Raw genomic sequence first — 21,063 nt, 5'->3', positions numbered from 1 at the left:
GTCTGCCCTGTCAGTCGTCGACCGGCAGCAGGCAGCGCCGTTCACGATCGGAGGCGGGCCAGACGTAGTCCAGGTCGGTCGGCTCGTCGTCGCCGAACAGGGGCCGGTAGTGCTCCGGGTCCTTGCGCAGCAGCGACGAGCGGTGGCTGCGGTGCAGGTCGTCGCGGCCGAGCCAGGGTGGCAGTTCGCCGGCGGCGGCCAGCTCCGGCTGGGTGCGGATCCGGTCGACGTCGCATGCGGCGGCCAGGTCGGTGGTCATGGTGGCCGCGCAGGTGTCGGCCCGGCCCGGCTCGCACCACACGGCGCACATGTCCAGCCCGTACCGGGTCAGTGCCTCCTCGTACCCGGCCCACATCTTCACCGCCGGATGATTGCGCCAGCCGTACGTCGGGCGGGTCAACCCGCGCAGCACCTGGATGGTCTCCACCCGCTGCTTGCCGAGCCGCTTCTGGTCCAGCACGCGGGCGCTGGCCAGGAAGTCCGGGTACGGCAGGAACGTCTGCATGCGCCTGCTCTACCCGTCCCCCGACGGGCCATGCCCGACGGGTCGGGTGCTGATCGCGGGGCTGCGCGGCCGGCGACCGGTTGACTACCATGCGGCGCATGGCGGAGCCGTTGCTCGACCGGGCCTTGCGTGCCGGCCGCCGGCTGCGCCCCAACGGCGACCCCCGGGCCCACGTCGTGATCTGCGGGCAGGACGCGCTCGCGTACTGGGTGCTGCGGTCGCTGCTCGCCGGCGGGGCCGTACGTCCCCGGATCACCCTGATCGTGCCGGAGCGTCGTTCCTCGTCCGGCCCCGACGGGCGGGACGTCGACGGCATCGAGGTGGTGCTGGCCGACCGCCTCGACGAGCGCACCTTCCGTCGGGCGGGGCTGGCCGGCGCCGACGCGTTGGCCCTGCTGCACCAGGACGACGTGGGCAACATGCAGGCCGCGCTGTGTGCCCAGGAGGTGGAGCCCGGGCTGCGTCTGGTGGTGCGGATGTTCAACACGGGTCTGGCCAACGGGGTGCGGCAGATCTTCCCCGACTCGGCGGTGCTGTCGGACGCCTCGATGGCCGCCCCGGCGTTCGTGGCCGCCGCGCTCGGTGAGGTGGCCCCCACCCACTTCCGGCACGCCGGGCGCACCCTGTACCTGGCCCGCCGGGAGGACGTCAGACCCGGTGAGGTCGTCTGCGGGGTCGCCGACACCCGCGATCCGCAGCAGGAACTGGTGCTGCCCGCCGACGAGGGCTCCGCCGACGTGGTGCTCGCCGAGGCCACCGGCCGGCCACCCGGCACCGAGCTGGCCGCGCGTCGCCTGCGCCGGGCCCGACGCAGGCGGCGTCCGGTGGCGATGGTGCTGCGGGCGGTCCGCAGCTTCGCCACCCGGAAGATCGGCGTGGCGGTGCTGGTGCTGCTCGCCGTGATCGGGGCGCTCGGCGGCCTGTACGGCACGGCCGCGCACGTCGGCTGGGCCGACGCGATCTACCTGACCCTGGTCACCACGCTCACCGGGCAGGACCCGGACGTGGCCAAGTCGACCGGCGAGCAGATCATGCAGGTGGTGCTGAACCTCGCCGGCCTGGCCCTGATCCCGCTGATCACGGCGGTGGTGGTCGACGGGGTGGTGAACGCCCGACTGGCCCTGCACACCGGGCGCATCCTGCCGGAACGCTCGGGGCACGTGGTGGTCGTCGGGCTGGGCAACATCGGGATGCGGGTGATGGCGCAGCTCAACGACTTCGGCGTCGAGGTGGTGGCGATCGACAAGGATCCCGACGCGCGGGGCGCAGGGCTGGCGCGGCGGCTGGGCGTACCGCTGGTGGTGGGTGACGCGGCGCTGGAGGAGACCCTGCGGGCCGCCTCCGTCGCCACCTGCCAGGCGCTGGTGGTGGTGTCGACCGACGACGGGGCGAACCTACGCACGGCGTTGAACGCCCGGATCCTCGACCAGGAGCTGCGGGTGGTGCTGCGGCTGTTCGACGGCGACTTCGCCGAGCGGATCCAGCGGGCCTTCGGCATCGGCACCTCGCGCAGCGTGTCCTACCTCGCCGCGCCCGCGTTCGCCGCCGCCCTGCTGGACCGGGCGGTGATCGCCACCATCCCCGTGGGCCGGCACGCGCTGCTGGTGACCGAGGTGCACGTGGCCGCCGGGTCGGCGCTGGACGGCCGCCCGTTGGCCGCCGTCCGTCGGCCGGGCAGCGTGCGGCTGCTGGCGCACGCCCGCGCGGGGCAGCGCGGCGACTGGTCGCCCGACGACCGCCTGGTGATCGTCGCCGGTGATCGCCTCACCGTGGTGGCGCGCCGCGCCGGGCTGAACGCCCTGCTCCGCGAGGCGGGCCCGCCCCCGGCGCCGGCCCCGGCGGCGGGGGCCCCGGTGCCCCGCGTGGCAGAGGAGTAGATCCTCGACTCCTGTTCGGGGAGTGAGCCCGTACGCGGGGTGCACGCGTCGAGCGAGTGCCTTACCAGTCGGGGCGCACCCCATCGGAGAATTCGGCCGATACCATCCAAAGACGCCCAGTCACCCAAACAAACGTGATGCAGGTCATTTGATTGATTAGCATCTATCTGGCTAGGTGACCTTGCGTAGTGAGCGCATCGTGCGATCCCGCAGTCATTGATGCATCCAGATCTAACTATGTAACTCGTCTCCTGCCTGGTTCGACTCCGGATTCGGGGGGGCACACGAGACAAGGGATCGACCCCTACCGTTCCTGCCACTGCTTGCTCAGTGAGACGGGGGTCGGACGTGGGCGGTCGTTGGCGGCGTGGTTCAGCTGGCGGAGTGGCGGCTCTGGTGGTCGTCGGCTTGATCGGTGTTCCCGGACCTGGGCGGGCCGAAGCCGCACCGGTGTGCCCGGCGGTGGCCGGCTCCGAGGCCCAGGCGGTGGGGCTGGCGGTCTCGTGTCAGCAACCGGTGGTGGTGGACGGATCCCGGACAGAGTTCGCGGAGGTGACCGCGCTGCCCGCTGGGCGGCTGCGATTCACGTCGGCGGTGGTGCCGCAACGCACGCGTAAGAGCGGCGGGTGGGCTGAGATCGACCTGGACCTGAACCGGGGCGGGGACGGCAGATGGCGGCCGGCGGTGTCGGTGGCCGACGTGGCGTTCTCCGGCGGCGGTGACGGCCCGTTGGTGACGCTGACCCGGGAAGGCAGGGCCGTCAGCCTGTCCTGGCCGGGGTCGCTTCCGGCGCCGATGATGTCGGGTGATTCGCTGACGTACCCGAACGTGCTGACCGACGTGGACCTCGTGGTGCGGGCGACCCGGACGGGGTTCACGCACGTACTGGTGGTGAAGACGCCAGCGGCGGCCAAGCATCCCGCGGTACGGACGCCGCGGTTCCGGGTCGACGGCGACGCGACCATCCTTCCCACCGCGGACGGGGGGTTGCGGGCGGTCGTCGGCAGCGCGGTGCTCGCGTCGGCCGAGCCGGCGGTGATGTGGGATTCGCGGAGCGTCCCGACGACGGGTGCTGCCGCCAGGGCGCAGAGCTCGAACGGTGCCGAGCGGTCGACCGCTGCGGCGGCCGGTGACGCCGCCCGGGTCGCCCGGGTCGAAGCCGAGGTGTCCCGGGGCGAGTTGGTGCTGCGTCCGGACCCGAAGCTGCTCGACGACCCGGAGGCGGTGTTCCCGCTGTTCGTGGACCCGGCGTGGTCGGTGTTCAAGACCAAGTGGGCGTACGCGACGAACAACGGTTCGTCGAACTCCGACACCAGCGTTGCCCGGGTGGGGTTGAACCCGGACACGGGTGCGTTGTACCGGTCGTTCTTCGAGTTCTCGACGACGGCGAACGGGATAACGCTGAAGGGCAAGCACATCGAGTCGGCGTACGTGCAGATGAAGCTGGACCACTCGTGGTCGTGCGGGCCGACGGTGGCGTCGATGTACTGGACGTCGGCGATCAACGCGACGCCGAAGGCGAGTTGGTCGACGTCGTTGAAGTCCTTCCTGGACGCGGCCACGGGCAACGCCAACGAGGCCGGTGGGTGTTCGTCGATCCAGCCCGACATGATCATGAACTTCAGCGGGACGAAGGTCACCAGCCAGGTGCAGGCGGCGGCCACCGGAAACTGGAACACGATCACGGTGGGCTTCACGGCGCGGGCATCGGACGGGTCAGGCGAATCGACGCAGGACCGGTGGAAGAAGTTCCACCCGAACCAGGCGAAGTTGATCGTCGACTACGACACCAAGCCGGGGGCACCGAACAGCCTGCAGGCCGCGGGGGTGGCGTGCAGTTCGGGGGTACTGACGATCGGCACCCTGTCGCCGACGTTCTCCGCGGTGTTCCCTGACGCTGACAAGAGCGACTCGTTGACCGGCAGGTTCGAGTGGATCGAGGTGCCGGCCGCAGGAATCGGCGCGGTGACGGACACCTACCCGACGCGGAAGTCCCCGCCGCCCGCGAAGACGGGGGTGACGCCGAACAGCCGCGCGACGAGTTCGGCGGTGACGGTCGCGAAGGGCCCGAAGTACGCGTTCCGCGCCAGAGGCACCGACAAGGCACCGTACTCCATCACCGGCCCGTGGTCGGTGTGGTGCCAGTTCGCCGTGGATACGGCGGTGCCACCCGCACCGACGGTCACCCCGGGCACAGCCGGCGGACCGGGTAGGACCATGACGTTCACCGTCAGCACCGCCACGACCGATGTGACCAAGTTCCGGTACGGCTGGTCCAACCCGCCCACCACCGAGATCGCCGCCACCGGCACCAACCCGAAGACAGCCACTTTCACCGTCACCGTGCCGAGTTTCGGCGAGAACATCCTCTGGGTGCGGGGCATCGACGCGACCGGCAACCTCGGCAACGTCGGTTCCGCCACGTTCACCGCACCCCGCTCCTCCCCGGCCGTAGCCAAATGGGGCCTGGAGACGTACCCCGGCGTCAACCAGACCACCGCACTCGCCGATCAACAACCCACCCTCGGCGGCGCCACCAACCTGACCGCGACGAGCGTGTCCTGGGTTGACGACGCCCGCCTGATCGGCGGAACGACCGCCAGCTTCAACGGGACGTCGAGCATGATGTCGGCCTCGACGCGGGTGGTGGACACGGCAGGCTCCTTCAGCGTCGCCGCCTGGGTCAAACTGCAGCCCTTCGAAGGATGCGTCAACATGACCGCCGCATCCATGCAGGACCCTGACGCGGCCTTCAGCCCGTTCTGGCTCGGGTACAGCTGCTGGACGGGCAAGTGGTCGTGGCGCGTCACGGACCGTGAGGTCGGCCTGGCGGAGTACGCCGATGCGATTTCGTCCGAGCCCGCGGTGACGGGTCGATGGACGCACCTCGCTGGTGTGTGGGACGAGCCAGAACAGAAGCTCAAGCTGTACGTGGATGGGATGTTGTCCTCGACGACCACCCCGAGCAGCGCGTGGCTGGCGACCCGTGGAGCCGGGTTCAGCGCCGACGGCCCGGTCGAGATCAGCCGGGACCGCGGGTACGGGTACTACGGAGGCCACTTCAAGGGCGAGATCGCCGACGTGCAGGTGTTCGACCGGGTGCTGGTTCCGCAGGACTTCACCGGTCAGTTGGCACAGGACGTGAAGTCCAGCGGATTCCATGAGCCGGGAATCCTGACGCCGGTGCAGGTGGGTGACTGGAACTTCGAGTCCGCCACACCCTGTTACCTGGCAGACCTGAAGGACACCTGCGAGGCGCCGGACACGGTGACCGCGTGGGGGCGATGGTTGGCCTTGACGCGGGGCTCCGCAGTCGGCACGGGGCATTCCGCCAACGGCTCGGGCCTGTGGCTGGACGACCAGTACTTCCCGGACGAGGGCTTCACCGAGAGTACGGCGGAGTACGGCCGCAGCGCGGTGAAGACGGGCACCACTGCGCCCGACGGCGATGGTCTGGAGTTCACCCAGTGGCAGGACAAACCCGTGGTGAGGACGGACCAGTCGTTCACGATGTCTGCCTGGGTGATGCTGGACCGGCTCGATGGTGAACGCACGGCGGTGTCCCAACGGGGTGTTCACGAGAGCGCCGCTTGGATCAAGTACACGGCGGGGTCGGGCAAGTGGCAGTTCGTTGTCAGTGACGAGGACGTCACCCCCACGACCACGGCGAGCATCAGTTCCACGTCACCCGCGGAGGAGGGCGTGTGGACCCACCTCACGGGCGTGTACGACGCCGGGCGCAAGCAGCTCCGGCTCTACGTCAACGGGGTGCTGGAAGGGACGACGCAGAACGTCACCTTCACCCCGATGGCGTCGTCAGGTCCGCTGCTGGTGGGCCGGACCCTGCGGCAGGGCCAGCTGATGGACCAGTGGACCGGTGGCATCGACGACGTAGCCCTGTTCCAGGGGCCGATGACCGACACGTCGGTGTTCATGCTCCACAACTCGCAGATTCCGCCAGGTCCGGGCAGCAACACGCTCCTCAAGGGGCAGACATTGACAACGGACCAGTATCTGCGGTCCAACAGCGGCAACTACCTGCTGATGATGCAGGCGGACGGCAACCTGGTGCTCAGTCAGGCGGGCTATCCGCTGTGGGACACCTTCACCTGGCCCAACCCTGGTGCTGAGCTGCGGTTCCAGACCGACGGCAACGTGGTGATCTATCGCAGTGACGGCTTCCCGATCTGGGACACCTCGACCTGGTTGTCTGCCGCCACTGAACTCGTCCTGCGCGACGACGGTGATCTCGTTTTGCTCGATCCCAACGGTCAGGTCCTCTGGCGCCGCCAGTAAACCGCCTCCAGAGCTCACCTCCTGCTCGGCCCGGCGTTGCCCGGGCCGGGCAGGAGACCCCGCGCGTGTCGACCACGCGCATCCCATCGACTCCTCTTGTCCCGTGCGGCTGTCCTTTTCGGGGAGGCACAGATCATGATTGCGCGACCTGTCCACCACTCACGTCGGCTACGACCGCCCGCCCCCCGAATTCGGGGTGCACGCCGGTGGATCACCGCCATGACGATCGCCTCACTGGTGGCATCCCTGCTGGTCGGTACGCCAGCGCCAGCCGCCCCCCGGCCCGCGGAGCCGGCGCGACCGCCGGTGGAGAAGTTGGATTCACACGGTGGTCCGGTGTCCGGGCGGGCGTGGACGCAGAAGCGGGTGAAGGACGCACCGGCACCCAGGCCGGTGTGGCCGGAGGCCGGGGCCGCGCGGGTCCGGGTCGGCGCGACAGGAGCCGCCGGGCGAGGTGCCAGGGCAGGAGACCTGCCGGTCTGGGTCGCCCGCGCCGGTGGGGCAGCCGGTGCCCGGTTGGCCAGCGTGGACGTGCAGGTGCTCGACCGGAGGACGCTTCCGGCCGCCTGGCGTGACGGCCTCGTGATGAAGGTGACGGCACCGACCAGGGCGGCGCCCGGCACGGCCAGGGTGTCGGTTGACTACAGCTCCTTCCGGCACGCCGTGGGTGGGTCGTGGGCGTCGCGCCTGCGGTTGTGGCAGGTCCCGGCGTGTGCGCTGGCGACGCCAGAGAAGCCCGGTTGCCGGTCGGTGCCGTTGCCCACGAGGAACGATCTCGGTGCGGGGGTGGCGACCGCGGATGTGGGCGCCGCCCCACCTCCGTCGACTTCCACGGGACGCGCGGAACTGGCGGGTGAAGCGCCGGCACCGTCGACGGGCACCTTCCTGGCGCTCGCCGCGGGTGGCTCCGGTGCGGATGGCGATTTCACCGCCACCTCCCTGTCGCCGTCCTCGACTTGGTCGGCGGGCAGTTCCTCCGGTGACTTCTCGTGGAACTACCCGGTGCGGACGCCACCGGCCACCGGTCCCGAGCCCTCGGTCGACTTCGCGTACTCCTCGGCCTCGGTGGACGGCCGGTCGGAGGTGACGAACAACCAGCCGTCGTGGCTCGGCGAGGGCTTCGACTACTCGCCGGGATTCGTCGAGCGCCGGTACGTGCCGTGCGCCGAGGACAAGAAGAACGGGGCCAACAACACCGCCGACACCGGCGACCAGTGCTGGCGGTCGCACAACGCGACCATGAGTCTGAACGGGCGGAGCACCGAGCTGGTGTTCGAGACCGGTAAGGGCTGGCATCCGGGGTCGGAGGACGGCTCGAAGATCGAGAGACTGACCGGCGCGTCGGGGAACGGCGACAACGACGGTGAGCACTGGAAGGTGACCACCTCCGACGGCACGCAGTACTTCTTCGGCCTGCACTCGCTGCCCGGACACACCGCGAAGACGAACTCCACCCTGGCGGTGCCGGTCTTCGGTAACCACAGCGGTGAGCCCTGCCACCAGAGTGCGTACAGCAACTCTAGCTGCGCCCAGGCGTGGCGGTGGAACCTCGACTACGTCGTGGACGTGCGCGGCAACACGATGTCGCTGTGGTACGGCAAGGAAACCAACAAGTACGCCCGCAACGACACTGACTCCGACGACGTGTCCTACGACCGCGCGGGGTATCTGAACCGAATCGACTACGGCACGTACGACCGGGCGTTCGCCACGCACGGGGTGACCGAACGAAACGTCACCCCGTACGCCCAGGTCGTCTTCGAGACTGACATGCGGTGCTTCGCGAACTGCGGCACGGAAGCGGCCCCGGTTGAGGATTCGTGGAAGGACACTCCGTGGGATCAGGAGTGCAAGGCGTCGGCGACCTCGTGTCCGCAGCAGTACTCGCCCACGTTCTGGACGACGAAGCGGCTGAAGAAGATCACCACGAAGGTCTGGGACACCACCAAGGCCACGCCGGCCTGGCAGGACGTGGAGTCGTGGACGCTGAGCCACACCTTCGCGGCCACCGCTGACTCCACCCACACCGGGCTGTGGCTGGACCGGATCGACCACGCCGGCCACGTCGGCGGGACCGTCAGCCTGCCGCCGGTGACGTTCGAGGCGGTGTCGATGCCGAACCGGGTGTTGACCGAGCACGGCACGACCGACAACTGGCTGCGGATCTCCAGCATCGTCACCGAGAGCGGGTCTCGGATCAAGGTCGACTACGCCTTGCCCGAGTGCACCGCCGCCATGGTGCAGACGCTGGATCCGCACACGAACACCAGACGGTGCTACCCGGTACGGGTTCCCGACCCGACCGACCTGACCGGGCAGCGCCTGATCACCGAGTGGTGGCACAAGCACCGGGTCGAGCATGTGGCCGAGGACGACGTAGAGCTCACCGACGGGCACCAGGCGCCGTCGAGGCACACCTGGTACCAGTACGTCGGCAACCCGGCCTGGCACTACGCCGACGACGACGGCCTGTCCAAGCCGGACCGCAAGACGTGGTCGCAGTGGCGGGGCTACGCCCAGGTCAACACCCGTGTCGGGGACGACCCCGCGACCCAGACCCTGACCGTCACCAAATATCTGCGCGGCATGCACGGGGACAAGGCCAGCCCCACCGGCGGCACCCGCAACGTGACCGTGCCCGCGTCGCTGGGCTCGGAGACGGTCTACGACGAGGACCAGTTCGCCGGTCAGGTGCGCGAGCAGATCGTCTACAACGGCGTCGACACCAAGCCGGTGTCGAAGACGGTGAACGTGCCGTGGCGGTCCAACCCGACCGCCAGCCGGACGGTCAACGGCGACACCGTCGAGGCCCGGTTCGTCGACACCCAGACCACCTACAAGGCGACGGCCCTCGGCGTCGACGGCAGCCGCGGCTGGCGCACCTCGCGGGGCACCAAGAGCCTCGACCACACCTACGGCACGGTGAACTGGTCGCAGGACGACGGCGACGTCGACGTCACCGGTGACGAGAAGTGCATCACCTACAGCTACAACCGCAACACCGGCAAGAACCTGACCCGTACGGTGAAGAGAACCACCACCACGGCGTTGGCCTGCGGCACGAACCCGTCCACCGTCGATGACGTCATCTCCGACGCCCGGAGCTACTACGACGGGGCCAGCAGCGTCGACACCGCGCCGACATTCGGGTCGGTGACGAAGACCGAGCAGCTCAAGGACTGGGCGTCCGGCACCGGCACGGTGTGGCAAACCACGTCCCAGGGCAGCTACGACTTCACCGGCCGGCCGGTCAGCTCGACCGACATCAAGGGCAACGTCTCCACCACCGCCTTCACCCCCGCGGTCGGCGGCCCGGTCACCAAGGTGACCACCACCGGTCCGGCGCCGTTCAACTGGACCTCGTCGGCGGACACCAACCCTTACTGGGGATCAACCGTCAAGGCGACCGACCCCAACAACAGGGTGATCGCGGACGTGGAGTACGACGCGCTCGGGCGGGTCAGCAAGGTGTGGGAACTCGGCTGGCCCAAGGCGGCGAACCCCACCACGCCGTCGGCCCAGTACACGTACACCTTCGCTGCCGCCCGTAACGCCTACCCCTTCGTCAGGGCGCAGACCCTGAACGCGGACGGCAACTACCTGACCTCGTACGAGATCCTCGACGGGCTGCTGCGCCCCCGGCAGACCCAGACCCCGGCGGCGGACGGGACGGGCGCCCGGGTGGTCACCGACACCCTCCACGACAGCCTCGGTCGCGCCTCGATCTCCTACGGGGCGCACGCCGAGCCCGGCACGCCCTCCGGCACGCTGTGGTGGGAACCGGAATGGTCGCTGCCGGCCGTGTCCAAGACCATCTTCGACCGGGCGTCACGGCCCACGAACACGATCCTCCTGGCCGGTGACGGTGTCACCAACCTGGTCGAGAAGTGGCGCACCGTCACCGCGCACGAGGGGGATCTGACCAAGGTCACTCCGCCGCAGGGCGGCACCCCGACCACGACGGTGACCGATGCCGAGGGGCGCGTCGTCAAGCTGCGCCAGCACACCACCGCGGCCGGTGTCGGCGGTGCGTACCAGGAGACCCAGTACGTCTTCGACCGTAAGGGCCAGCAGGTCAAGACGATCGACCCCGCCGGCAACCAGTGGGTCAACGAGTACGACGCCAAGGGCCGGTTGTGGCGTTCCACCGACCCGGACAAGGGCGTGACGGTCAGCACCTTCAACGACGCCGACGAGTTGGTCACCACCACCGACGCGCGGGGCGAGGTGCTCTGGCACGGCTACGACGTGCTCGGCCGGAAGAAGGAGCTGCGCGACGACTCGGCCACCGGTGCGCTCCGCACGGAATGGAAGTACGACACCCTCTACACCGGTCAGGGCGGGTTCAGGGGTCAACTGACCCAGGCGATCCGCTACGAGCCGGCCGGCAGCACCAACGCGTACCGGTGGCAGGTGCGCAACTTCGACGACCGCTACCAGCCCAAGGGCGTCAACTACGTCATCCCCACCAGCGAGAGCGGCCTGAACGGCACCTACGTCTACACCTACGGCTACTCGGCCGCGACCGGTGCCCCCACGTCGATCTCCTATCCCGCGGCAGGTGGTCTGGTGACCGAGGAGGTCACCACCGACTACGACGCCACCACCGGCATGCCCGTGGCTCTGAACACCAGTCTCACCGGCTCGGCCGGCACGATGGCCACCGCCAGTTACACGGCCTACGGCGAGCGAAGTGGTTCGATGTACAAGTTGCCCGGCGGGGTCTACGCAAAGGACGTCGTCGAGCGCTACGAGGCGACCCGTCGCGTCAAACGCACCACGGTGCACCGTGAGAACGTGGCCGGCACCGTATCTGACCGCAACTACTACTACGACGACAGCGGCAATTTCACCTCCATCGAGGAGAAGCCTGAGGTTGGCCAGGCGGACACGCAGTGCTTCCGGTCGGATCCTCTCGGTCAACTCCGCAGCGCCTGGACGCCCAAGGCCGGGGTGACCTGCCAGACCGATCCGACGGTGGCGAACCTGGGCGGCCCGGCACCGTACTGGCTCGAATGGACGTTCAACAGCACCGCCTCGCGGACGATCGAGACCAGCCACGCTGCCGGCGGCGACACCACCCGCACGTACGCGGTGCCCGTCGGCGGCCAGGACGTCGTACGACCGCACGCCGTCACCGCCATGACGACCGAGGCGCCCGGCCAGAGCGCCGTCGTCACCAACTACACCTACGACGCCACCGGCAACACCACCTGTCGCCCTGCCGGCACCGCCGCCAACAACTGCGGCACCGGGGCCAACAGCCAGACCCTGGGCTGGGACGCCGAGGGCAAGCTCGCCACTGTCTCGGCCGGCGGACAGACCGTCGAGACCAACATCTACGACGCCGACGGCACCCGGATCATCCGCCGCGACAGCAGCGGCACCACCCTCTACCTGCCCGGGCAGGAGATCCGTCGCGAGGGCACCGTCAACACCGGCACCCGCTACTACAGCTTCGCCGGCAACGTCTGCGCCAGCCGCAAGGGCGGCTCGGCGTCGACCGACCTGACCTGGCTCTACCACGATCACCAGGGCACCCAGCAGACAGCGATCAACGCCGGCACCCAGGCCGTCTCCATCCGGCGGCAGACGCCGTACGGGGCACCACGCGGCGCGAACCCCACCTGGGCCAACAACAAGGGATTCGTCGGTGGCGACATCGACCCCACCGGCCTGACCAACGTCGGCGCCCGACAGTACGACCCGATCCTGGGCCGTTTCATCTCCGTCGACCCGGTCCTCATGGCCGACGACCCCGACCAGTACAACGCCTACCAGTACGGCGGGAACAATCCTGTCGACAACGCCGACCCCACCGGCCTTTACCACACCGAGAACAGCGAGGACACGGGTGACCGCGCCTACGTCACCACCACCTCCACCGGGGAGCGATCGACCAAGATCGTCAAGAAGTACGTTCCCCCGGCCTGCGGATCCAGCTGCCAGGCGCAACGTGAGGCGTTCAGGCAGGCAAGCAACGAACGCGCCGAAGCAGCACGCAAACAGCGCGAATGCCAGGCCAGCTTCTGGTGCCGCAGCGGTAAGCGAGCCAAGAGCACCGCTGCCGCTGGCTGGAACTGGGCCAAGGAGAACGCCGATGTTGTGGGCGTGGTCGCTGGTGTCGCTGTCGGCCTCACCTGCACGGTCATCACCGGTGGCAGTGGGGCACTCCTGTGCGGTGCCCTCGGTGGCGCGGTTTCTGGTCTCGTCGCGGGCGGGCTGAAGTGCGCCGGGGGTGACGAGAGTCGTTGTTCAGCGGGCAGTCTGGCTCTCGACACGGGCGCTGGCGCACTTCTTGGGATCGTCGGTGGTGCTGCGGGCACCGCTCTCGGTGGTGCCTTCGGCGGTTTAGTGGGGGGAGGTCTCAGAGGCGTCGCGCCAGGTGCTGGCTCTGCCCTAACTACGCTGGGACGTGGTACGGTCGCCGCCGCGCGACAAGGCTCGCCAGCACTGATCAGCCGAGCGATCGGCGGATCAACCAACAACAACCTCGGCACGTTCTTCAGGGGCAGCGTTCAGCAGTGGTCGGCCGATGCGGCCAAGGCCGGTGGAGGGGTCAAGGGGCATGCGGCGATCGCACTCGGAACCGGCCGGATGGTGCTACAGGGTGCTGTCTCACCGAGTGGTCTGTCAGCTGGAGTCGTCGGGGCCGTCGCTCCAACCACAAGAGATGACGTCGTACAGCTCGTGAACGACGGATACTCCTTCAACCCGATGACGGCGGTGCCGCAGATTGCTGGTGGTTTGCTCGGAGGTGGATTCTGACTGAGCCACCGGAGTCGACCAAGATCTCGCGTGACTTCCGGGCACGCGAGGTCTTGGCGTGGCAACGGTACGGTCCGTTCCTCTACCGGGTCCGACAGTTGTTCTTCATGGTGATCGTCCTTGCTGTGGCCTACGGGCTGACACTCCTCTACCTGACCTTGGCAGGCTTGTACCCCGGCACCGGCTCCATCCGTCCATTTGGCCCGACGGAGCGTTCAGTCCAAGTGACCGTCGAGAGTTGTCATCGAGACGGTCCGGTAAGTCGCCAGGGGCTGGGCTACTGGTGGACCTGTCGGATCTCGGTTCAGCAGGATGGCGGCCGAGTAGAGGCGTTCGTGGGCCGATCCATCGCTAGCCCGCAGGACATAGGGAAGACCATCGCACTCCGCGAGGCTTGCAACGGGCCGGGACGAAGTGGATGTAGCTACGGCGCGCCAGTCTCTGGGCTTTGGTCTCTCGTTTATGGAGCTTTCCGGATCGCTGGTAGGGCTCTGGGGGTACTTCTATTGTTGACGGCTGCCGTCTACCTCTTCAGGGCAATCGTGGGGGTGCCAACCTACTTTTCTTTGCTCGATAGGTGGCGGCGTGGAGAGGGAAATTGACATGATGTCACCAGATGGCTATCTGGAAGTTGTTCGGCAGCGATTGATTGCCGATAAGTGTGCGATAGCCGATGAGTCGCTCGGCCCATTGCCGGTACTGGTCGGGTACCGGGCACAAGTAAGGGCGCTGACCAGGATTCACATTTTCGTGGCCGCCGCAAAGATGGAGCGAGTCGATGTGCAGGGTTTGAGTGCCTTCGTCGATGATGTGGTCAACCTGGGGCTGGAACGCAAGGGTCAGTGGCGCGGCATGCAGTCGGGCGTCGTCGTCTTGCCCATCATGGTGACCGAGTCGGTGGACTCCACCACCACCAAGCTGACACAGAAGGCCTACCGGCTGAACCTCAGCGGCTTTGCAGCGATGGCCCAGCCAGCGATCGTGGATGTCAGGGCCGGCCAGGTATGGACCTTCCGTGGCACCCGGTTGTGGGGTTACGCCTACAACTCATTGATCAAGCAGAAGTACACAGCTTACCTACCAGAGCCGACGGCCGAATCGACCTGACCCGTACCAGACGGCGCCGAGGGCCAGCACCCCGAAGCCGGCCAGCACGCTCGACAGTGGCAGGTTGACCGCGAGCAGCAGGCAGCCGACCAGCCCGAGCGCGGCCAGCACCTGCACCGGCAGCTTCCGCTCCGGTTCCCGCCCCAGCGTCAGCGCCGCCGCGTTGGTTATCGCGTAGTAGACCAGCACGGTGACGCTGGAGAAGCCGATGGCGTCCCGCACGTCGCCGAGCAGCACCACGACGATCACCACGGCGGCCACCGCCAGCTCGGCCCGGTGCGGCACCCGGTGGACGGGGTGGACGGCGTCCAGCGCGCCGGGCAGGTCGCGGCGGCGGGCCATCGCCAGAGTGGTGCGGCCGACCCCGGCGAGCAGGGACAGCAGCACCCCGGTCACCGCGACGGCCGCGCCGGCCCGGACCACCCAGGCCAGGCCGGGCAGCCCGGCGGCGCTCACCACGTCGGCCAGGGGCGCGGCGGACGCGGCCAGCCGGTCGGGGCCGAGCACGCCGAGCGTGACCACGGCCAGCACCAGGTAGATCGCCAGCACGATGCCGAGCGCGAGCGGCACCGCGCGCGGAATGGTCCGCTGCGGGTCGCGGACCTCCTCGCCGAGGGTGGCCACCCGCGCATACCCGGCGAACGCGAAGAACAGCAGCCCGGCAGCGGTGAGCACGCCCCGCCAGTCGCCGCCCGGTTCGCCGAGGCGGCCCGGGTCGACGTCGCCGACGCCGGTCACCGCGACCAGGGCCAGCACGGCGAGCACCAGTCCGACCAGGATCCTCGTCGCGGCGGCGGTCTTCGCCACACCGCGCAGGTTCACGGCGGTCACCGCCACGACCGCGCCGACGGCCACGAGCCGGGCCTGCCCGGGCCACAGGTACGCCCCGATGGTCAGCGCCATCGCCGCACAGCTGGCCGTCTTGCCGACCACGAACCCCCAGCCGGCCACGAACCCGGCGAACGGGCCGAGGCGTTCCCGCCCGTACACGTAGGTGCCGCCGGATTCGGGGTACCGGCCGGCGAGGCGGGCGGAGCTGGTGGCGTTGCAGTAGGCGACGAACCCGGCCAGTGTCAGGGCGGGCAGCAGGCCGGCTCCGCCGGCCGCCGCTGCGGCGGGGGCGAAGACCACGAAGATGCCCGCGCCGAGCATCGCTCCCAACCCGATGACCACCGCCTCGGGTACGCCCAACCGGCGTGCCAGCTGATCCACGCGCCGACCCTAGGGGTACGAGGTGAACGGCCGGTCCCAGGCCCGCAACCGCGCGGGCAACGGGAGATCGTCCCACGGGAGCCGGTGCAGCAGCCGGTCCAGCAGGAGACCGAGCAGCAGTCCGGCCACCGAGTCGGTCAACCAGTGCCAGCCCAGGTAGGTCGTCGTGCAGAGCACCACGAGCGGCGGGACGATCCGGACCACGGTCACCAGTCGGGGCGGAATCGTGCGCCCGTAGCAGCGCAGCAACGGGGCGAGCAGCAGGGCGATCACCCCGTACCAGACGATCGCGTTGGCGACGTGCCCGGACGGGTAGGACTGGGCGAAGCGCAGCGGCAGGTCGTCCTGGAAGAGCGGGAGGGTCTGCTCCGGCGGTAGGAACGGCTCACGGGTGGCGGCGCTGGGCGCCGGCCGGGCCGTCCACACCTTGAGCGGGCCGATCGTCAGGTAGGTGAAGGCGAACGCGACGACCGGCGGCAGCAGCGGGCGGACCGACCGGAGCCGGACCGCCAGCAGGACGCCCAGCCCGGCGGCGATCAGCGTCAGCGGGGTGCCCTGACCCAGGTAGTTGAGGATGCGGGCGACCCAGTAGGCCACCGCGGGGCGGTGTGCGTCGGACCAGTCGGCAACCGCGCGGTCGAGACCGAAGAGGTGACCGTTGGCGAGGGCGACGGTGAGCGCCACCAGCCCGGCGAGCAGCAGGGCGTCGAACCACCAGCCGACCGGCCGGACCGGCCGGAGCAGCGGCTTCGACCGTACCGTCGTGGTCTCCCGCACGCGACCACGCTACCGGCCACCCGCGACGCCGGCCCGGACGTGCCGGGGGTCTGTGTGCCCAACCACGAAGGGAGGCGCGGCGGTGGGGGTAGCCGTCACACTTGTCCCCGTGCGGATCACCTCGGCCCTCGTCGACCCGGCGCTGCTCGACCTTCCCTGGTCGACACCGTTGGAGCAGTGGCCTGCCGAGCACCTGGTGGCGTTGCCGCAGGGCATCTCCCGGCACATCGTGCGGTTCGTCCGGCTCGGCGACTTCGTGTACGCGTTCAAGGAGACCCGCGAGCGGATCGCCGAACGGGAGTACGACCTGCTGCGCGCCCTGGAACGGATCGACTTCCCGTCGGTCGAGGCGGTGGCGATCGTCGCCGACCGGCAGACCGACGACGGGCAACCCCTCGAGTCGGTGCTGATCACCCGGCACCTGCAGTTCTCGCTGCCGTACCGGGCACTGTTCTCCCACACCCTGCGGTCGGAGACGATGGGCCGGTTGCTCGACGCGCTGGCCGCGCTGATCGTACGGATGCACCTCACGGGTTTCTTCTGGGGCGACTGCTCGCTGTCGAACACGCTGTTCCGGCGGGACGCGGGCGCGTTCGCCGCATACCTGGTGGATGCGGAGACGGGGGCGTTGCACAGCTCGCTGTCGAACGGCCAGCGCGGCGAGGACCTGGAGATCGCCCGGGTCAACATCTTCGGCGAGGCGCTGGATCTGCAGGCCGCGGGGCTGCTGCACGAGTCGATCGACCCTGAGGTGGTGTGCGAGGAGGTCGTGCAGCGCTACGAGCGGCTCTGGCACGAGATCACCTACGAGCAGCAGGTCGAACGCGCGGCCCGGCACGACATCGAGGGCCGCATCCGACGCCTCAACGAGCTGGGTTTCGACGTGGCCGAGGTGGCCATGTCGACCATCGACAACGGGCGCTACCTGGTTCGCCCGAAGGTGGTCGACGCCGGCTACCACACCCGCCGGCTGCTGCGCCTCACCGGCCTGGACGCGGAGGAGAACCAGGCCCGGCGGTTGCTGAACGACCTCGACGCGTACCGGGCGGAAAGTGACCTCACCGACGAGCAGCAGGCCGCGCACCGCTGGCTGACCGAGGTCTTCGAGCCGGTGGTGCGCGCCGTGCCGGCGCACCTGCGCCGCAAGTTGGAGCCGCAGGAGCTGTTCGCGCAGATCATCGAGCACAAGTGGTTGCTGTCCGAGCGGGCCGGCCGGGACGTGGGGATGCGCCACGCGGTGCAGTCGTTCCTGGCGGACGTGCTCGTGCACCGTCCCGACGAACAGGCCGTCCTGGGCGTGGACATCGCGACGGCGAGCTGACACGGGGCCTGGTGCTGGCGGGCGGTCCGGGTGCCGTCACTCCACCCAGGAGCCGGCGCGCATCACCCGGACCACGTTGAGGTCGTCGTCGAGCACCACCAGGTCGGCGCGCATTCCCACCTGGAGGGCACCGACCCGGTCGGCGAGGCCGATCGCGCGGGCGGGCGTGGTGGCGACCATGCGGACGGCGTCGGGCATCGGGATGCCGGCGGCGACCGCCTGGCGCAGGGCGGCGTCCATGGTGAGGGTGCTGCCGGCGATCGCGCCGTCCCGGGTCAGCCGGGCCACCCCGTCGGCCACGGTCACGGTCTGGCCGCCCAGCTCGTACTCGCCGTCGGGCATGCCGGCGGCGGCCATCGCGTCGGTGACCAGGGCGCAGCGCTCCGGGCCGGCGGTCGACGTGGCGAAGGCCAGCGTGCCGTCGTGCAGGTGCACCCCGTCGGCGACCAGTTCGCAGATCACGTTCGGCGCGCCGAGCAGCGCCACCACCGGGCCGGGCTCACGGTGGTGCACCGGTCGCATCCCGTTGAACAGGTGGGTGCCGACGCTCGCGCCCGCCGCCACCGCGGCCCGGGTCTGCTCGTACGTGGCGTCGGTGTGGCCGACGGCGACGACCACCCCGGCCGCTGTGAGCAGCCGGACCGCGTCCAGCGCGCCGTCCCGCTCGGGCGCGATGGTGACCATCCGCACCGCGCCTGCGCCGAGTTCCACCAGCTCGGTCAGCTCGTCGGTCGACGGGTCGCGGAGGAACTCGGGGTTCTGCGCGCCGCAGCGGGCCGTCGACAGGTACGGCCCCTCGAAGTGGACGCCCGCCAGCACCCCCTCCCGCACCAGCGGCCGGTACGCCGCCGTGGCGTCGCGCATCAGCTCGAACGGCGAGCTGACCAGGCTGGCGAGCAGGGTGGTGGTGCCGTGGCGCAGGTGGAACGCGGCGGCGTCGCGGGCCTGCCCGGGGTCACCGGTGGTGAAGGTGTGACCCCCTCCACCGTGGGTGTGCATGTCGACGAAGCCGGGCACGATCCAGTGGCCGTCGCGCACCGACGGGTACTCCGCGACGGCGGTGATGCGGTCGTCGGCCAGCTCGACGCAGCCCTGCCAGATCACCCCGTTCGGGGTCACCACCTTGCCGTTCACCCGTACGGTCATCGCGTCTCCAACTGGTCGAGGGCGAGCAGGGCGGCACCGAGACAGCCGGCCTCGTCGCCCAGGGTGGCCGGAACCAACCGCGGTTCCCGGTGGAAGGTCAGCCGTTCGCGAAGCGCCACGCGCAGGGGGTCGAGCAGCAGGTCGCCGGCCTGCGCGAGGCCGCCACCGAGCACGACCGTCTCCACGTCGAAGAGCGCCTGCCCGGTGGCGAGGCCGTCGGCGAGAGCCTCGACCGCCTCCCGCCACACCCGCCCGGCCAGCGACTCGCCGGCTGCCGCCCGGTCGGCCACCTCGGCGGCCGTCACCATCGTCGCGCCGGGGACCGGGACGCCGACGGACGCGCCGTCCGCCCCGTCGGCCGGCTGCGGCCCGTGGGCCTGCGTCGCGCCGTCGGCCTGCTGCGGCTCGTCGGTCGACTCTGCCCTGCCGGCGAGCTCGGCGTAGCGGCGGGCGACCGCTGAGGCGGAGGCGACCGCCTCCAGGCAGCCGGGGCGTCCGCATCCACAGCGCGGGCCGTCGGGACGTACCAGGATGTGGCCGATCTCCCCGGCGGCACCGTGCGCGCCGACGGCGGCCGACCCGTCGACCACGTGCGCGGCGGCGATGCCGGTGCCGATGGCGACGAACAGCACGTGCCGGGCGTCGCGGCCGGCGCCGAGCCGGGCCTCGGCGAGGCCGCCCGCCCGCACGTCGTGGCCGAGCGCCGCCGGCAGGCCGAGCCGCGCCGAGACCAGGTCCCGCAGCGGTATGTCGCGGAAGCCGACGTTGGCCGACCAGACGGCCCTCCCGCGCGCCTCGTCCACCACCCCCGGCACCACCACGCCCGCGCCGATCGGGGCCAGGCCGGCGGCGTGCGCCTTTCCGGCCAGCGCCCCGGCCACGGACAGGATCGTGTCGACCACCGCCGCGGGCCCGCGTTCGGCGTCGGTGGGGTGCCGTTCGGCGTGTGCCACCGTGCCGTCCGGGCGGACCAGGGCGCACTTCATCCCCGTACCGCCCACGTCCAGTGCGACGACGACGTTGCCGTCGGTCACGTGAGCACCACGGACCGGCTCAGGTGTCGGGGCGCGTCCGGGTCGAGACCCCGGCTGGTGGCGAGCGCCACGGCGAAGCGTTGGGCGAGGATCAGGTCGGCCATCGGGTCGACCGGTGTGCGGCCGGCGGCCCAGGTGCTGAGCACGGTGCGGGCACCGTGGGTGCGGCTGTGCACGAAGGCCGCGCCGGTGGCGGCGACGTCCTCGGGCAGGCCGTCGGGGATCCCGCCGAACGCCCACACCAGCCGGCCCGGTGCGGCGATCGAGATGGGGCCGTGCCGGTAGTCCATCGCCGGGTACGCCTCGGCCCAGAAGGTGGCCGCCTCGCGGCACTTCAGTGCGGCCTCCTGGGCCAGCCCGACCGTCCAGCCCCGCCCCAGGAAAGTCACCTGCTCGATCAGCGCCGGGTCGATCGGCAGCGGGGCGCGGACGGCCACCTCGGCGTCGGCGGCCAGCGCGGCGATGTTGTCGCCCAGGTGGGCGCGGAGCAGGGCCAGCGCGGTGGTGGCGAAGCGGGTCTGCACGACCGACCGTTCGTCGGCGAAGGGCATGGTCACGGCGGCGTCGGCCAGGTCGACCGCCGGGGATCCGGGGTCGCCGACGAGTACGGTGCTCGGCACCCGCCCGCGCAGCGCGGCGAGCAGGTCGGTCACCTCGGTGGTGGTGCCGGAGCGGGTGACGGCGAGCAGCCGGTCGTAGTGCCGGCCGGCGGGAAACTCACTGGCCTGGAACGCGTCGGTCTCGCCCTGCCCGGCGGCCTCGCGGCGGGCCGCGTACGCCATGGCCATGAACCACGACGTGCCGCAGCCCACGACGGCGACCCGCTCGCCGGGGCGGGGCAGGTGGCTGGCGACCGTGGGGGCGAGCTGCGCCGCCTCCCGCCAGCATTCCGGCTGGCTCGCGATCTCCGCGTGGACGTACGCCATGGGAACTCCTCGCCGGGGAGGTCGTTGCGCGATAGGGCTCGTTAAGCCCATGTTTCGCGCGTCATTCTGCGCGATCTTCTGTGCTCGTCGCAAC

At 70.2% G+C, this 21,063-nt stretch carries 12 protein-coding genes; 6 read left to right on the top strand and 6 right to left on the bottom strand.

Annotated features, from left to right (window positions below; translation table 11 throughout):
- Positions 1-10: 10 nt before the first annotated feature.
- Positions 11-505 (bottom strand): MSMEG_6728 family protein, encoded by a 495-nt coding sequence (locus GA0070616_RS10270; RefSeq protein WP_091080006.1) that lies wholly within the window; start codon positions 503-505, stop codon positions 11-13.
- Positions 506-594: 89 nt separating this feature from the next.
- On the opposite strand from GA0070616_RS10270, the gene GA0070616_RS10265 reads away from it, so the two are divergent.
- From GA0070616_RS10265 to GA0070616_RS10250, 5 genes are all read left to right on the top strand, one after another.
- Entirely contained in the window at positions 595-2,382 is a 1,788-nt protein-coding gene (locus GA0070616_RS10265; RefSeq protein ID WP_091080002.1) for a potassium channel family protein, read from the top strand.
- 348 nt (positions 2,383-2,730) lie between these two features.
- Positions 2,731-6,678: a LamG-like jellyroll fold domain-containing protein gene (locus GA0070616_RS10260; protein WP_091079999.1), complete on the top strand. Its 3,948-nt coding sequence runs from the start codon at positions 2,731-2,733 to the stop codon at positions 6,676-6,678.
- A gap of 219 nt (positions 6,679-6,897) precedes the next feature.
- The gene (locus tag GA0070616_RS10255; protein ID WP_091079996.1) at positions 6,898-13,446 is read left to right on the top strand and encodes an RHS repeat-associated core domain-containing protein; all 6,549 of its coding nucleotides are present in this window, start codon (positions 6,898-6,900) and stop codon (positions 13,444-13,446) included.
- Between the two features lie 53 nt (positions 13,447-13,499).
- Positions 13,500-14,048, top strand: coding sequence for a DUF6346 domain-containing protein (locus tag GA0070616_RS29435; RefSeq protein ID WP_425412935.1), 549 nt, complete (start codon positions 13,500-13,502; stop codon positions 14,046-14,048).
- 1 nt (position 14,049) lies between these two features.
- Positions 14,050-14,553 (top strand): hypothetical protein, encoded by a 504-nt coding sequence (locus tag GA0070616_RS10250; protein ID WP_091090415.1) that lies wholly within the window; start codon positions 14,050-14,052, stop codon positions 14,551-14,553.
- On the opposite strand, the gene GA0070616_RS10245 is transcribed toward GA0070616_RS10250, so the two are convergent.
- Both GA0070616_RS10245 and GA0070616_RS10240 read right to left on the bottom strand, forming a co-directional pair.
- Entirely contained in the window at positions 14,524-15,765 is a 1,242-nt protein-coding gene (locus tag GA0070616_RS10245) for an APC family permease (protein WP_091079993.1), read from the bottom strand. The genes GA0070616_RS10250 and GA0070616_RS10245 overlap by 30 nt on opposite strands.
- A 9-nt stretch (positions 15,766-15,774) precedes the next feature.
- On the bottom strand, positions 15,775-16,542 hold the full coding sequence (locus tag GA0070616_RS10240) for a phosphatase PAP2 family protein (protein WP_091079989.1): 768 nt from the start codon (positions 16,540-16,542) through the stop codon (positions 15,775-15,777).
- A 109-nt stretch (positions 16,543-16,651) separates the two neighbouring features.
- On the opposite strand from GA0070616_RS10240, the gene GA0070616_RS10235 reads away from it, so the two are divergent.
- Entirely contained in the window at positions 16,652-17,863 is a 1,212-nt protein-coding gene (locus GA0070616_RS10235; RefSeq protein ID WP_091079986.1) for a DUF4032 domain-containing protein, read from the top strand.
- Between the two features lie 36 nt (positions 17,864-17,899).
- On the opposite strand, the gene nagA is transcribed toward GA0070616_RS10235, so the two are convergent.
- The 3 genes from nagA to GA0070616_RS10220 are packed head-to-tail and all read right to left on the bottom strand — an operon-like array spanning position 17,900 to position 20,969.
- On the bottom strand, positions 17,900-19,009 hold the full coding sequence (gene nagA / locus GA0070616_RS10230) for an N-acetylglucosamine-6-phosphate deacetylase (protein ID WP_091079983.1): 1,110 nt from the start codon (positions 19,007-19,009) through the stop codon (positions 17,900-17,902).
- Positions 19,006-20,043 (bottom strand): ROK family protein, encoded by a 1,038-nt coding sequence (locus GA0070616_RS10225; protein ID WP_091079979.1) that lies wholly within the window; start codon positions 20,041-20,043, stop codon positions 19,006-19,008. The genes nagA and GA0070616_RS10225 overlap by 4 nt, the downstream gene beginning before the upstream one ends.
- A complete protein-coding gene (locus tag GA0070616_RS10220) occupies positions 20,040-20,969 on the bottom strand; it encodes an SIS domain-containing protein (RefSeq protein ID WP_091079976.1) in 930 nt (309 codons plus the stop codon). Before GA0070616_RS10220 ends, GA0070616_RS10225 begins: the two co-directional genes overlap by 4 nt.
- Positions 20,970-21,063: the final 94 nt, after the last annotated feature.

This window comes from Micromonospora nigra (genome assembly GCF_900091585.1).
Classification (GTDB): domain Bacteria; phylum Actinomycetota; class Actinomycetes; order Mycobacteriales; family Micromonosporaceae; genus Micromonospora; species Micromonospora nigra.
This window is presented reverse-complemented; position numbering and strand designations above follow the sequence as displayed.

Coding starts and splice junctions, on each gene's coding strand:
- GA0070616_RS10270 (WP_091080006.1), bottom strand. CDS start 505: ATGCAGACGTTCCTGCCGTACCCGGACTTCCTGGCCAGCGCCCGCGTG.
- GA0070616_RS10265 (WP_091080002.1), top strand. CDS start 595: ATGCGGCGCATGGCGGAGCCGTTGCTCGACCGGGCCTTGCGTGCCGGC.
- GA0070616_RS10255 (WP_091079996.1), top strand. CDS start 6,898: ATGACGATCGCCTCACTGGTGGCATCCCTGCTGGTCGGTACGCCAGCG.
- GA0070616_RS10250 (WP_091090415.1), top strand. CDS start 14,050: ATGATGTCACCAGATGGCTATCTGGAAGTTGTTCGGCAGCGATTGATT.
- nagA (WP_091079983.1), bottom strand. CDS start 19,009: ATGACCGTACGGGTGAACGGCAAGGTGGTGACCCCGAACGGGGTGATC.
- GA0070616_RS10220 (WP_091079976.1), bottom strand. CDS start 20,969: ATGGCGTACGTCCACGCGGAGATCGCGAGCCAGCCGGAATGCTGGCGG.